Below are 12,671 nucleotides of genomic sequence, written 5' to 3'. Positions count from 1 at the left end.
AGCGTCATGCGACGGCCCGCCCCAACCGCCTCGGGGACATTACGGGCGAAACCCGCGGAGCCACTCACGCACCCCGACCAGCTGAAGAATCGAGGTTGGTCGTCGACAATCTCCAAGGCCATTTCGAGAATGAGACAATTTGAGGGCCTGACGCCGCTTGAATGACCCCACGCTCTGGGCAGCGCGCTCCCACGCCGTCAGCAGGACTGCAGGAGAAAGTGCAATTGCGTGACACCCCGGTCAGACATGGCGGGCCACCACGGTCACGTTTGGGTCCGTCCGAGCGTCGGAGGCGCGCTTGCGCAAGGAGAGCGTGAAAAGCACCCCGGCGGCTCCGACGAGGGTGACAGCTCCCCCGACGGACACCCAACCGAGGGTTCGTTGTCCTTCCGCCTCCGCCGAGGCCTCGTTCGCGTCTGCGAAGGACTTCCGCGTCGATTCCTCGTCTACCCTGCCCATATACTCGGCAGCTGTTGCTCGCACGGCCCTGGCATACCGCTCGTCGACGCCTGCCTGGTTGAACGCCATGAAGCCGAAGACGCCGGCACCAAACCCGAGAACCAGTAACACGCTCGCAACAATGATCATCTTCTTCATTATGTCCGCTCCTTGTCGATCGGGCTCTTCGGTGCGGCAGCCTGCGCGGAGGCGGCCGTGATCGGTGTTGCAGCCGTCGCTGGCGCCGCTCGGCGACGATTTCTCTCACGATGACTCCCTTTCGCTTCTCGCTTGAGCTCAAGGGACACGACGTTGCGAGCTGTATATTCCGCCCTCAAGTCGTGGTGGACAGCTGGGGAAACGATCTCGGCATGTCGCGTGTTGAGTCTGGAGCAACGACTGCCGGAAAGTACAGGGCGAAAGCCGGACAATGATCGGACTTTTCGCTGGGGTGCGGTCGCGCAAACCGACGTTCCATCCCTGCGAGTTATGCCGAGCTCCGGCGTCGCCGAGTGGTGTTCTGTTCTCGGTCACGCGAGTTCGGGGACGTTAAGGTAATGGGTGGCGTCGCGAGAGATGGGCGGATGGCTTGAGCGATATTGTCGGCGCCGGGCAGGCGTCAGGCTCCGATGGCGAGGTTGCGCAGGGCGGACCACGCTCGGGGTGCGCGGGGTCAGGTGACCTGACGCCAGAGTTCGCTGCACGGCATGCCGTGCAGGGGGCCAGTCTGGTGAGGGAGGAGTGGGCAATCTCGTGCTGGGCGCGCGAGACCGCGATCGGCAGGCGGGAAACCATCATGCGCCGACCCAGGTGCGGGTGGCGGCGTTCTGGGCGGCGACGTTGGCGCGCTCGGCGGCGTAGTCGACGGGGATGGCGCCCAGCAGGTCCCGGCTGATCTGCTCCGTGCCGTCCTCGATGCCGGGCACTCGGCGCAGGCGGCCTGATCACTGCCCTACGCGGGCGACGGCCCGCCTCACTGGTGACGTAAAGGTGACGATCTCGCGCCGGATGTTCGCCCAACTACTGGCCAGCGGAGGTCTGTCCGCGGTGCTTCCCTCGCTCGGCGACGCGCCGCCGACCCGCCGAGCTGGAGCCGAAGCTGAACGCGCTGGCCTCCCAGCAGCAGGCGCCCGGCCTGGCCATGCTCGGCGAGCACACCCAGGCGTTCGACCTCCTGGACGCCGCAGCCGGCGTCCTGCGCGACCACCCGCACCTCACCCATCTCGATGTGCCGGTCTACCTGCACTACTACGACTCCGACACGCTACTGGAGCAGTCAGCGGTCTGTTATCGAGCGGCAGGCCGCACTGATGAGGCGGTCCGTATCCTGGCATCGCCGAGTCGGTACGTACCTACTCGACGTGTTACGAGCGTGGGGACTTGGCGGTTCAACACGGAACCTGCGCTCGTGATCTATTTACACCGCGTCTCGGACGCGACTCGACCAGCTCACCCCGCCGAATGCGGACGCCGACACGCGCTCAAACGCCCAAGACTTCGACTACGCCTCCGCGTAGTCGTAGGCCCTGATGCGTCTATCGAACCGAGGCAACTCCATCCGCACTGCACAGGCCCAACTGGTCGACGCCCTGCGGGTGAGGCCGAGGTCGTCGACGCCCACCTGACACCTCACGAGTGCTTTTCCTCAACGCTCACCACGACGGTCGTCAACCAACGCGGTTGAGGCGGTTGGGAGCCTCCCCTCCGCAGAGCGGCTGCGCAGGGCCACCACCTTCATCGTCGAGCAGCATCGCTCGAGATCGCTCTCCTACATCGAACTCTCCATCGCGTTCAGTACACAGCGACACCCACCGGACCTTAGCCCGCCTGGACGAGCTGGCCCGCGATGTCCGCAACATGTCCCCCTTCCTGCCCTGGTGCTGCTCGCTCGGGTGGGAAAAGAATTGATCGCGTCTAAGCAAGTTCGGCTAAGGACCCATCGAACACTGGAGTTATCAGATGCGTCGCTTCATCCGTGGGCTCGCCGTCTCCGCCTGCTTCCTCGTTACCCTCGGAGTGGCGGGTGCGCCGGCTGTCGCTCAAGACGGAAATGCCCGCGTCAATGGCGCGGGCACCACCAGTCAGGTCTACAGCTGGGAATACACCGGTCTTCAGTTCAGCACGTGGAGCGCATGCGCGGCCGAGGGGCAAGAGTGGGTCCGTCGCACGTGGGCATACGCGTGGCGGTGCCCGACGGCGTACGGCCTCCCCGTGAGATATTCTTTGAACGTCATGCCCGCATAGCGCCCCCGCCGGAGCCGCAGCTTGTCAGGTATGTGACTTTAGACCGTGACTCATTTGGGGATTGATCGTTAGTCCAGGCGCTGCTGGCCACCTTCGCCGCTGACAAGGCCATCGTCGATGAGGCCGCCACCCGCACTGCCGTCAACGAGGTCATCGCAACGGAGTGACATAACCTCCTGGCGGCGGCAGCGGCTTCACAATTCTTTCTCCAGACAGCTATCCATGATCCGCACACCACGCAGTCCGCAGGATTTCCGTACGGTGAAAGTATGTTCTTCGAACCCCCGCCAGCTCAGGAAGAATCGACTCGCCCACCCAAACCTGGATGGCCGGCCTGGTCCGCTCCGCCGGCGGACGAGATGGGCGCGGTGATAGTCAGCGGACTGATACTGGCCCGCACCCCGAATGTCGCCATCACCGTACCGACGATCCAGGCATTCAGCACCGGCTGCCTGATCAACGTGGACATCGTCACCCGACGACAGACTCTGTCCCCCGACGACTTCCAGGCCCTCCAACTATCTGTGTTCCCTCACATGATCACCGGGGTGAAGGCCGAGCAGCCGTTACCGGACCAGCTGCTGCGCTTCGGCGTGCGCCTCGCCGACGGCGCGAAGGCCACCACCGTCGGACAACGTTTGGAGAGAACACAACTCCCGCAGGATCCGCCACCAGGCCCGCAGTTGTCCTTGCTGCTCCCGGGCATGTCCATGCGCAGCGGTGACGAGGACGCAGGTGTCACGACCTGGGGGCTATGGCTGTGGCCTTCGCCTCCCCGGGAGAGGTTCGAACTCGCTGTGGAGTGGCCCGTCAGCGGCATCGAGCTGAGCATCGTCGAACTCGACGGCGCGGCCATCGCGGCCGCCGCCCAGCAGGCGGTCCCGTACTGGCCGGAATCTCCACAGGACAGGTAGAGCCCTACCATCTTCGCTTGCGGAGGAGGGCCTGCCTGCGAGTCCGCGATCGTGTTCGGTCCATGGGTTGAAGAATGCCTCTGAATCGACAGTCCCAGCGACAAGATGCACATCAAGCCGCCAACCTGCCCACCATGACCCCGTTAGCTCCACGCTGCCGGGGTCTTCTCATACCGCTTCATCGTCATCGTGAATGGCGCGTTCATCCTCAACTTGAGTGTCCGCGAACAGGCCCGCGAGGCCGACCGGCGCACGGACTGGGTCGACAAGACCAGCACCGATCTGGCATGCCGGTTCGACGTGATCGCCGTCGGAGACCTGACAATCTCCGCCATGACGCGGTCGGCGCGATGCACTCGCGGCGCGCCAGGCCGCAACGTCCGCCAGAAGGCCGGACTGAACCGGGGCCTTCTCGCCGCGGGGTGGGGGCTACTCGTGGCGCGGGTGGAGCAGAAGGCTCCGGGCGAATCGTGACAATCAACCCTGCGTACGCGAGCCAGCGGTGCTCGGCGTGCGGGATCGTGGACCGGGAGGCGCGCGAGAGCCAAGCGCGTTTCCGGTGCTGGTCCTGCGGATACGCCGGCAACGCCGGCGTGAACGTGGCCAGGAACACGCGGCAGGGCATGCCGCTTCCGCGCGGTCCGGCCCACCGCTGGGCGGGCCGGAGCACCGCGAACCTCAGTCCATCGGCCAGGCGTACTCGAAGTGGGGCAGTTCAAACCCCTGCTGGAAACGGGCTATCCGCTCGTCCGTGCGGCGGGCACCGTGTCGTTCGTAGAAGGCGATAGCGCGCGTGTTCGCTTTGAGTACTTCCAGATAGACCTCCTTGGCGGGGTGCTCGTCCACCGCCCACGCCAGCCCTTGCCGCAGCAGTTCCGTTCCGATGCCTGAACCAGTGTTACCCGGCCGCACGTGGAGGTTGTCAAGCAGAATCCGCCCATCGGGAGCCGGAAGCAGGTAGGCAAAGCCAAGCAGCCCGCCATCGCCGTCGTGAGCGAGAAAGAGCCCAGATCCCCGCACAGGCGAAGCCAGTCGTTCCCGCCACAACGCCAATCGATCGTCGGCGACGGGTCCACTCAGGAAGCTGTCGGGCATGATCCCCGCGAACGCCGAACGCCAACTGTTCACATGCAGAGCAACGATGGGAAAAAGGTCATCAATGGTGCCACTTCTTATCTGCATGGCAGAGATCATTCCATGCGGGCATGGGGTTCAAAGACACCTTCTCAACATGACCTCCTCCTGGTGAGGTAGTTGCTGTTGGAATCCCCGCCTTCAGGCGAGTGGAGGATGTCAAGGTGAGAGAGAGCTTGCGCTGCTCCTCCGTGTGAGGAGGGATTATGGCCAACTCGACAAGCGTGCCGTGTCCTGTGGATCGCTCAACGGGGTTGCGGAGCCAAATCCTGCTCGAGGCGACGGCGATGATGCCCTGCTAGACGATCTCCAATCGCCAGATGATGCCGTTGGTGAACGGCATCAGCTCGGACTCGGTGTGATCCTCGCCCACGGCCCAGACAGTCGCCTGGCCGGGCGCCCGCGCCAGCCGCATCACAGACCTGCCGCCATACGGCCCGGCAGGAACCTTGTAACTGGTCCACCTGCCTCCGAAATAGCGGGCAAGTTTGCTGTTGCGGATGGCCCACAGTCCGCCGGTGCCATCCGAGACGATGTGGCCGAGGCGGGACTTCTCAGGCATAACCGTGACCGTCCATCGGCCTGCGGCCCACTTCAGGAGCAGGGGTCGGGCGCACATGCTCTCCTCCTCGCCGCAGATCCAGTACATCCTGGCCTGCATCCAGACTTCCCCGTTGTCACCGACCGCAAGGCCGTACGGCTCGGTCTTGCCCTGCTTGTCCCCGTACAGTCGTGGGATCTGCGGCTTCGGCGGCCGACTCCAGGACTGGCCGTTCCACCGCGCCAGCGCCGGGTGGCCATCCGTCATGCCCGCTATCCACACCTCATCCGTGGCACCTCCCGCGAGGGCATGGATGGGGATGGGGGCCTTGCGTGTGCTCGAGTTCGTGCCGTCCCATTCCCAGATCCGCTCATAGCTGCCCGCCCAAATCCGCTGTCCGGTAACGGTGGCGCCCACCTCGAAGGTCCAATCGTGGCCGAAGTCCGTGACGGTCCATGCTGTGCCATCCCAGGCGGCCGCGCATCCGCGTGCGGTGTTTCGCGGGCAGCGGCCAAACACCCACACCTTGCCGTCGGCGGTCGCTGTCAGCTGCTGAGGCCAGACCACCTGGTCGAACTCCGGCAGTGGGCGCCAGGCCGTACCGTCCCAGCGCAGGACGACCACTGCTTGCTTGTGCGGCCCGCAGGCGCTCGGCCCTTTGGGGTACTTGCGCCAGCCCAGCGCGTAGACGGTGCCGTCGGACAGAGCCTGCACGCTGGTGAAGGTGTCGCTGAAGGGATAGGTGTTGTAGTGGACCATGCGGACGGTGTCGCCCATGGGCAGCTGCGGCGGGGTCGGTGGGAGGGTGCTCTCCGGGTCCAACTGGCAGACGTGTGTGGGGCGTGCCTTCGGGCGCTTGGTCTTGGCCGCTTTGGGAGGCGGGCCTGACGAGCACGCGGCGACCAGGATAAGGATAATCGTGGCCACCACGAATCGTATCATGGCGTTCACAGTGACACGTTCTAGCGCAAGGTGTCGCGGACAAGTGAGATCCGGCCGCTCCGCCGTACTCGTGAACGACGGAACGCTCAAGTGAGGATGAGCCTCCTCCGCAGGAGGACGCGTAGCAGTCCTCGATCCGGCGAGGAAGACGTGTTCAGGAATCAGCCGGTAGTTCATGTGTTCACCTCCACCGCGCCAGCCTCGGCACACACGTTGCGGGCAATGGGCTCGGACTTCCAACTCGCCGTACGCGAATCCGCCGCCATGCAAGTAGAGCACTTGGGTAGCGACCGCCACCCGCTTCCACCTCGACGCCTGCCTTTCTCACTGAGTAATCGCACGATGGTGTGATGAACGCCGCCGTGGCGCTCAAACTCGTCGACATCCTCGATGGCCTGGATCCTCACGTGGACGAGTGCCACGTAGCCCGGCGCAGACGGCGTGGAGGTTGTGCCGGATCCGTTGCAGATCGATGAGCAGGTTTGGGGGCAGCAGTCCCGAAGACACAGATGGACTGGACTTCGCCCTGGGATCTGAGCCAGCTGAGGCCAGGCCGGTTCGTTCTCCAGCGCGGTGCTTCGCCGCCGAGCCGTGACCAGCTCGGCGGCGTCGCTGGAGGTGATACGGGGGTTCCAGGTCAGCATCGATGCGGTCTTGACGGCGCCAGTTGGAGATCGGCTGATCACTGATCTCGAGGTCGCGGGAAGCTGCTCGACAGTCCGGCCAGCCTTGGGCAGATCTCTGCTGAGCCTCTCGGCGTGCAAGCCGACCAAGGCAACTCCACGAAACTCAGGGGCACATCATCCTTGACGCCGACCGCGTGCCTTGTCCAGGAAGGGTAGAGGGTCAGGTGCCCATGGTGATCTTGACCCACGACCAGTAGCGTGCCGTGCTGGTGTAGACCTCGGGCGTGTTCAGGCACCCGCTCTCGCCGCCGCTGCGGCTGGTCACGCCGATCACCTTCCAACCGCCCGCCGTCCGATACAGCAGCGGACTGCCGGAGTCACCGCTGCAGGCGCCGGCCGAGTCTCCCTTGCCCCGTGCCGCGCACAGGTCACCGGGCGTGGCCTGGAATTCGTCGCCCCACCGGCAGTCGGAGTACGGCAACAGCTTCGTGTCGAGTTGGCGCAGTTCCCTCGGTATCGACGCGGCATCTCCGTCGACCGTGAACCCCCAGCCGATCATCCGCACGGGCGCACCCTCCGGCGCGCGGGCCATCCCGATCGTCGGCGCATTCGCCGGCCCGCTGAGCCGGATCAGGGCAATGTCGCCCATGCTCTCGGTACCCGCACCCCAGAGCGGGTGGACGATGAACTCGGCGATGTCGATCGAGGTACCGCCCAGGTAGTCGTTCGAGCCGACGCTGACCTTAAAGTCGGCCGGGAGCCGACCGGCGACACAGTGCGCTGCGGTCAGCACCCAATCCGACTGGATCAGCGCGCCACCGCACCGGTGTGGCGAGGGCCGCGTACCCTGATCCCGATACTGAAGCGAGACCGCGAACCGGTACTGCTCAGTAGCCGGATCTCCACCGATGATCCGTGGATCACGGTCCGCTGACGCGGTCCCCGCACCCATCAGCGCCAGCGCGATAGTCGCAGCGAGCGCGAGGGCAATGCGCACAAGCCTGCTCGTCATCACTCTCCTATGTCTCGTTCGGCGCGCCCTTTCGGCCGCGTTCAGCGGCGAAGATACGCACTGCCAGCTTCACATCGGCTTCTGGGAGGTACCGCGCTGCTCGTGAAGCGGACGCCCCCGCTACCGACCCACTCCGATGACCGACGCCCTCGGCTGGCCCCGGCCGTTGCGCCGTCGTCGGTAGCCACGCCCCGCCCCGCGTCCCTCTCGGCCTCCTCCTCTGATGGGGGCCTGTGGCAAACGGCGGAAATCCAAGGTTTTCCTCGGCATCGACAGGCCGTTCGTCCTGGCTCGTGCAGCACCTCACTCACGGCGGCCACAGGCGCTCGATCGGGCCGTGGTGAAGCAGAGCCGGCACCCGCCGAGCGTTTCTCCCGAACTGCTGGAGCGACGGCGTGCGGTGCTGGCCACTTACCGGGCACTGCTCGACCGTGGCGGCGTGACCACCGTCCTGGGCGACCTGCTGCGCCTGCATCAGGTAGCCAGACGCGTCCCATGGCGGAAACACCGGCACAGAGCACGCGCACGGCCGGCAGGCAGGCAGCCACCTTCGTCCCCCTGACCGCCGAGCAGATCCGCAGCATGACCGCGCACCCGGCCCCGGCGGGACGCTCGCGATTGAGCTGCACAGCGAGACCGAGCTCGACGTCATCGCCGCGAACTCCCGGCGGTACATGCTCCTGTTCGCGGGCACGGTTGCCGAGCTGTTCGACCGCCTTCGTGTAGAGCTCGGTCACCCCGGGCGCTCGTCGGCGGCGTGCGTGGTGTGCGCGGCGGTCAGCTCCTGCTGTCGCTGCCGACGTACGGCCAGCAGCAACGTCACTGCGGCGCCGACACCGGCACCGGCCACCAGCGCGGTCCGGACGGCCTCGATCCGGGTGGCAACCTACCTGTTGATGTGGAGCTTGCCCACGTCCTGCAGCAGCCAGGCGCTGACAGCCCGGACTGCCACGCCGACCAGCAGCGCGGCGGGCAGAGCCCACCACCACATCGAGCGCCAGCCGCGCCTCGGGTGGACGGGCAGATGGCTCGGGAGAGCGCCGGATCGGGCCCATGCACCCATTCCATCGACCTGGTCCGGCACCGAAGTGAATTGCTCAGTGGCCTGCAGAAGCGCCTCCACTTTGGGACTCATCGCATCGACCCTTGCAGCGGGGAGGTTGATGCGCGCCAGGAGGGAATAGGGAATACAGCTCGCTTTGGTAGAACGCGCCGCTTGAGTCGGCACGGGGCGCGGTGCGGGGATTGCCCCCGGTCCGTTTCCTCGGTCCGTTTCCCCGTGCCGCTCGCCGCACCCGGCGTGGACTCTCACCGCACCGGGCGCTCTACGTGTCTTGACCGTTGGTCAGCTGCTTATGGGGGGCGGCCGCCTGGACCGCATCACCCGGGAGCCGAGCGGCACGAGCAGGCTTGAGCGCACAACAGCCTGACCGGCCGGACGAGATGAGACACGCCATGACCGCGCGCCTGCCCCGGCTCACTCAAGTGCATCCACGCCGCTACCCCTGGCCGCACTGGACCGAGGCATCGGCCGAGCCATGCTCACACGAGCCGAGCTGCTCAACTCCGAGATCCAGGTGCCGCCCAGCACTGGTGGTTCGGTTCCGGTGCGTGGGCGTGGTCGGCCCAGGCGAGATCCTGCACTGGCGGGACTCGCCCCTCATCGGTGACAGCAACCTCGAAGCGGCCTCAGGAAGGCTTCCCCGCCGCTCCGGGAGTTCTCACCGCTCACGGCCCCCATGAGCGTCCCGCCCAGAGCGACGTCCCGCCGCGCCGGGGGTCACTTCCGCCCGCGGCCTCGCCCCGTTGTACGCCGCGCTGGTTGGCGACCATGAGCGACCGGCGGCGGCCGCCCAGCGTCTCATCAACGCGCTCGCCGCGGCACCCTCTGAATGACGGCCGATAGCAGGGTCACGCGACCGGACATTAGGCGGACATTTACAGGCCAAAACCGGCCATATGTCAAGTAACGCAGATAGGAGAGATGCCGGCGACGCTAGAGTGACTGTCGGCATATCCCGATCTCGCGCGGCACGATGCGAGACATTCTTATGCCAACGATGTAAAAACATATGAAGGGTAAGTCGACATGAAGGCGAAATTCGCCGTGCTCGGCACGCTGACGGCGGCCATTGTCACCGCCGGGGCCGGGATCTCCGCGGCTCACGCCGAGGCTGACCGGCAGGCCGGCCCGCGAGCCGTTCCGCTGGTGCGGTACTTCGACGGGCTGAAGCACTATGTGACCAGCGGAGCGCGGCCGGGCCCGAAATACCGTGAGGAGGGCCGGGTCCCCATTCTGGCCAGCAGCCTTCCGGGCACGAGGGCAATCTACGGCTGTTTCGCGGGTAACGTTTCGCGCGACCAGTTCCTGACCGGCGCGGCCGATTGCGAGAACAACGTCAGCAGCTCGAAGAACAACACGTTCATCCGGCGGGAGGGCTTCCTTTACACGAGCCCGGGTGCGGGCAGGCGACCGCTCTACCGCTGCTACGTCCCGCACACGAAGAGCCACTTCGTGTCCGTCCGCTCCGACTGCGAGTCGAATCCGCCGACCTCGAAGGTGAATGCCGAATTCATCCTGGGTTATTTCCCGTACGCCGGCTAGTGAAGCGGGCTGCTCTCCCTTTCCGGTGATGTGACGTGCAAAGCTCCTGGCAGGCGGTATCGCGAAGCTTCACCGCCTGCCAGGAGCTTTAGCGTTATGCGTCGGCCGCCGCCGACGTGTCATGCCCGGCCGTGCCCCGCTATCTCCTGCGCATGACCGGCCGGTCTATGCCCCGGCCGGTCGTCGACGGGTACGGGCCGTGTAAGCCGGGCCTGGACGCTGCCCGCTGGGTGGCCTGCGACCGGTGCGGTGTTCGCCCCGACCCGCAGGGCAACCTGCCAGCCCAGCCTTTCGACGTCGGCCAGCCGTACACGAACGACATGTACCGGCCCGCATTCGTCCAGCGGATGCGCGAGCTGGGGGCGTCCACATGGGGTCCCGGCCAATGTCCGGACAAGCCAACCGGTGTCCTCGGCGGCGAGTTGGTCGTGGGCAAGACGTTCGGCGTGTTCGCGGTCGAGGTGAAGGTCGGTAACTGCGTCAGCGAGCAGACGCTTGCCGCGCACATCAGACTGTGGCCGTTCGGGGCGCTGTACCTGCGCACCGAACGGTTCGGCACCTGGCTGCAGCGGCGCCTCAACCCGACCGGTTACGACTCGCGGGTGATCGGCCTGTCCGTCGGCGGCTGGGGGATCCGCACGCAGCTGTGGGCCCGCCGCGACTCCTGGTCGCGCGACGACCCGTGGTGGATGCACGGCTCCGTCAGCCTCGAATTGGTGGAGAAGACGTTCGGGCCGAAGCGGTACAGCTACGAGGACTCCGACGGGCCGGTGCTCGGCTGGGTGAAGATGCCCGAAGGCGACTCCCACTAGGTGCAGCTCACACTCAAGCGGCAGCGACCCTGCCGGCCCCGTCTCAAGCTGACGAAGTGGGCGTGGGTCGTGGCGTGGGAGGCCCCGAACGGCGGCATCCTCACCAAGCCGCACAGCCAGAACCGCATCACCGGCCCTGCGGTGGAGGCCCCCATCGCGTCCGTCGAGACGCGCTCGTGGGACGTGCTCGCCTGCGCACTCATCGCCCGCAAGCTCGGCGAAGATCTCGCCCGGTACGGCTACCGCTCCGACAGCGTGGAGGGTTGATGCGCCGGATCGAGCGCATGCGCCTGCATGAGATTCCCCGCGCCGTCCGCAACCCCAAGGAGCACTACCTTCCCGGCATCCGCACGTCGATCCACGCGTTCAGCGCGGTCATCGCCGGCGAGCTCAACGAGCGGACAGGCCGTCTCGTCGTCGGCCATGGTCGCCTCCAGGTCCTGGAGGCGATGGCGGCGGAGCAGGTGTCGCCAGCCGAGGGGATCCTTGTCGACGACGACGGCACATGGCTGGTGCCGATCGTGCGCGGCTGCTCGTCCCGCAGTGACGCGGACGCAGAGGCGTACCTGGTCGCGAACAACCGCACCACCGAAAAAGGCGGCTGGGAAGAGCAAATGCTCGCTGCGGTGCCTGTCAAACCGGATGAGACGTCAGACTACTTGTGTGGTTTGTGGTGGAGTGTCGTTCTGCAGCGTGGTGAGTGGCTGGTTGATCCACACCTTGGTCGGTAGCGCCGGCGGGTAGGGGCGTCGGCCGCGGAACCGTTCGGGATGGGCAAGGAAGGCCGCGTGGAGAGTGGCGATCCGCCGGGCCTGGATGCCGGCGGCGGTGCCATCATGCACCGACGCGGGCGTGTGCATCGCGATTCCGGAATGGCGATGTTCATGGTTGTAGTAGGTGAAGAATTGGGCGCAGAAGACGTTGGCGTCTTCGATGGATCCGAACCGTCCCGGGAACGCGGGGCAGTACTTGAGTGGACCGCCCCGGGAATCTTGGAGGCTACGATTCCTGCGAACTTGCGAATGACGTAGTAGATCCCTGCGTCTTATAGAAGGCGTCCTCGTACTCCTTCGGCGGAATATTACCACAGAATGAGTGGAGCCTCGTCTCGTTGTACCAGGAAACCCATTCCATAGTTTCCAGCATCACGTCGGTGACGCCGCGCCAGCCGCCGCGAAAGTCGATGAGCTCTTTCTTGTACAGACTGTTCAGCGACTCGGCGGCAGCGTTGTCGTAAGAATCACCTTTACTGCCGACCGAGCGCACCGCGCCGATATCCGCCAGACGCTCACCATAGCAGATCGACGTATATTGCTTGGGTTCAACCTGTCGTTGCAACACCGGCATGTTGGATCGAGCGTAGCTGCTCGTCGAACACCTCGGCGGGGGTGCGCCAGCCGAGG

The 12,671-nt window shown here is 65.8% G+C and carries 14 protein-coding genes; 7 read left to right on the top strand and 7 right to left on the bottom strand.

The features are described from left to right. Nucleotides 1-240: 240 nt before the first annotated feature. Both AB0J69_RS60020 and AB0J69_RS60015 read right to left on the bottom strand, forming a co-directional pair. Nucleotides 241-597 (bottom strand): hypothetical protein, encoded by a 357-nt coding sequence (locus AB0J69_RS60020; protein WP_364137933.1) that lies wholly within the window; start codon nucleotides 595-597, stop codon nucleotides 241-243. Nucleotides 598-1,232: 635 nt separating this feature from the next. After that, nucleotides 1,233-1,364: a hypothetical protein gene (locus AB0J69_RS60015; RefSeq protein ID WP_364137931.1), complete on the bottom strand. Its 132-nt coding sequence runs from the start codon at nucleotides 1,362-1,364 to the stop codon at nucleotides 1,233-1,235. A gap of 1,587 nt (nucleotides 1,365-2,951) precedes the next feature. Here AB0J69_RS60015 and AB0J69_RS60010 point away from each other — a divergent pair. The 3 genes from AB0J69_RS60010 (at nucleotide 2,952) to AB0J69_RS60000 (ending at nucleotide 4,384) form a co-directional block, all read left to right on the top strand. Continuing rightward, entirely contained in the window at nucleotides 2,952-3,596 is a 645-nt protein-coding gene (locus AB0J69_RS60010; protein ID WP_364137929.1) for a hypothetical protein, read from the top strand. Between the two features lie 189 nt (nucleotides 3,597-3,785). Further along, nucleotides 3,786-4,070 carry a hypothetical protein gene (locus AB0J69_RS60005; RefSeq protein WP_364137927.1) on the top strand — a complete coding sequence of 95 codons (285 nt, stop codon included), beginning with the start codon at nucleotides 3,786-3,788 and terminating at the stop codon, nucleotides 4,068-4,070. Next, nucleotides 4,019-4,384 carry a zinc ribbon domain-containing protein gene (locus tag AB0J69_RS60000; RefSeq protein ID WP_364137925.1) on the top strand — a complete coding sequence of 122 codons (366 nt, stop codon included), beginning with the start codon at nucleotides 4,019-4,021 and terminating at the stop codon, nucleotides 4,382-4,384. The genes AB0J69_RS60005 and AB0J69_RS60000 overlap by 52 nt, the downstream gene beginning before the upstream one ends. On the opposite strand, the gene AB0J69_RS59995 is transcribed toward AB0J69_RS60000, so the two are convergent. From AB0J69_RS59995 to AB0J69_RS59985, 3 genes are all read right to left on the bottom strand, one after another. Then, entirely contained in the window at nucleotides 4,275-4,778 is a 504-nt protein-coding gene (locus tag AB0J69_RS59995) for a GNAT family N-acetyltransferase (RefSeq protein ID WP_364137923.1), read from the bottom strand. The genes AB0J69_RS60000 and AB0J69_RS59995 overlap by 110 nt on opposite strands. A gap of 250 nt (nucleotides 4,779-5,028) precedes the next feature. Continuing rightward, entirely contained in the window at nucleotides 5,029-6,213 is a 1,185-nt protein-coding gene (locus tag AB0J69_RS59990; RefSeq protein ID WP_364137921.1) for a hypothetical protein, read from the bottom strand. Nucleotides 6,214-7,059: 846 nt separating this feature from the next. After that, entirely contained in the window at nucleotides 7,060-7,851 is a 792-nt protein-coding gene (locus tag AB0J69_RS59985; protein WP_364137919.1) for a serine protease, read from the bottom strand. 2,089 nt (nucleotides 7,852-9,940) lie between these two features. Here AB0J69_RS59985 and AB0J69_RS59980 point away from each other — a divergent pair. The 4 genes from AB0J69_RS59980 to AB0J69_RS59965 all read left to right on the top strand — a co-directional run bounded on the left by AB0J69_RS59980 (nucleotide 9,941) and on the right by AB0J69_RS59965 (nucleotide 11,999). After that, nucleotides 9,941-10,456 carry a hypothetical protein gene (locus tag AB0J69_RS59980; RefSeq protein ID WP_364137917.1) on the top strand — a complete coding sequence of 172 codons (516 nt, stop codon included), beginning with the start codon at nucleotides 9,941-9,943 and terminating at the stop codon, nucleotides 10,454-10,456. Nucleotides 10,457-10,587: 131 nt separating this feature from the next. Further along, a complete protein-coding gene (locus AB0J69_RS59975; RefSeq protein WP_364137915.1) occupies nucleotides 10,588-11,268 on the top strand; it encodes a hypothetical protein in 681 nt (226 codons plus the stop codon). Beyond that, on the top strand, nucleotides 11,269-11,535 hold the full coding sequence (locus AB0J69_RS59970) for a hypothetical protein (protein ID WP_364137913.1): 267 nt from the start codon (nucleotides 11,269-11,271) through the stop codon (nucleotides 11,533-11,535). After that, the gene (locus AB0J69_RS59965) at nucleotides 11,535-11,999 is read left to right on the top strand and encodes a hypothetical protein (RefSeq protein WP_364137911.1); all 465 of its coding nucleotides are present in this window, start codon (nucleotides 11,535-11,537) and stop codon (nucleotides 11,997-11,999) included. The genes AB0J69_RS59970 and AB0J69_RS59965 overlap by 1 nt, the downstream gene beginning before the upstream one ends. Here AB0J69_RS59965 and AB0J69_RS59960 read toward each other — a convergent pair. Continuing rightward, nucleotides 11,919-12,356, bottom strand: a complete 438-nt coding sequence (locus AB0J69_RS59960; protein WP_364137909.1) for an integrase core domain-containing protein — start codon at nucleotides 12,354-12,356, stop codon at nucleotides 11,919-11,921. The two genes, AB0J69_RS59965 and AB0J69_RS59960, sit on opposite strands and share 81 nt — an antisense overlap. After that, a complete protein-coding gene (locus AB0J69_RS59955) occupies nucleotides 12,268-12,615 on the bottom strand; it encodes an integrase core domain-containing protein (protein ID WP_364137935.1) in 348 nt (115 codons plus the stop codon). Before AB0J69_RS59955 ends, AB0J69_RS59960 begins: the two co-directional genes overlap by 89 nt. Nucleotides 12,616-12,671 lie beyond the last annotated feature (56 nt).

Origin of the sequence: Nonomuraea sp. NPDC049709, assembly GCF_040674815.1 — a bacterium.
Lineage (GTDB): Bacteria > Actinomycetota > Actinomycetes > Streptosporangiales > Streptosporangiaceae > Nonomuraea.
Note: the sequence above shows the minus strand (reverse complement) of the source record. Positions and strands in the feature narration are given on the sequence as shown.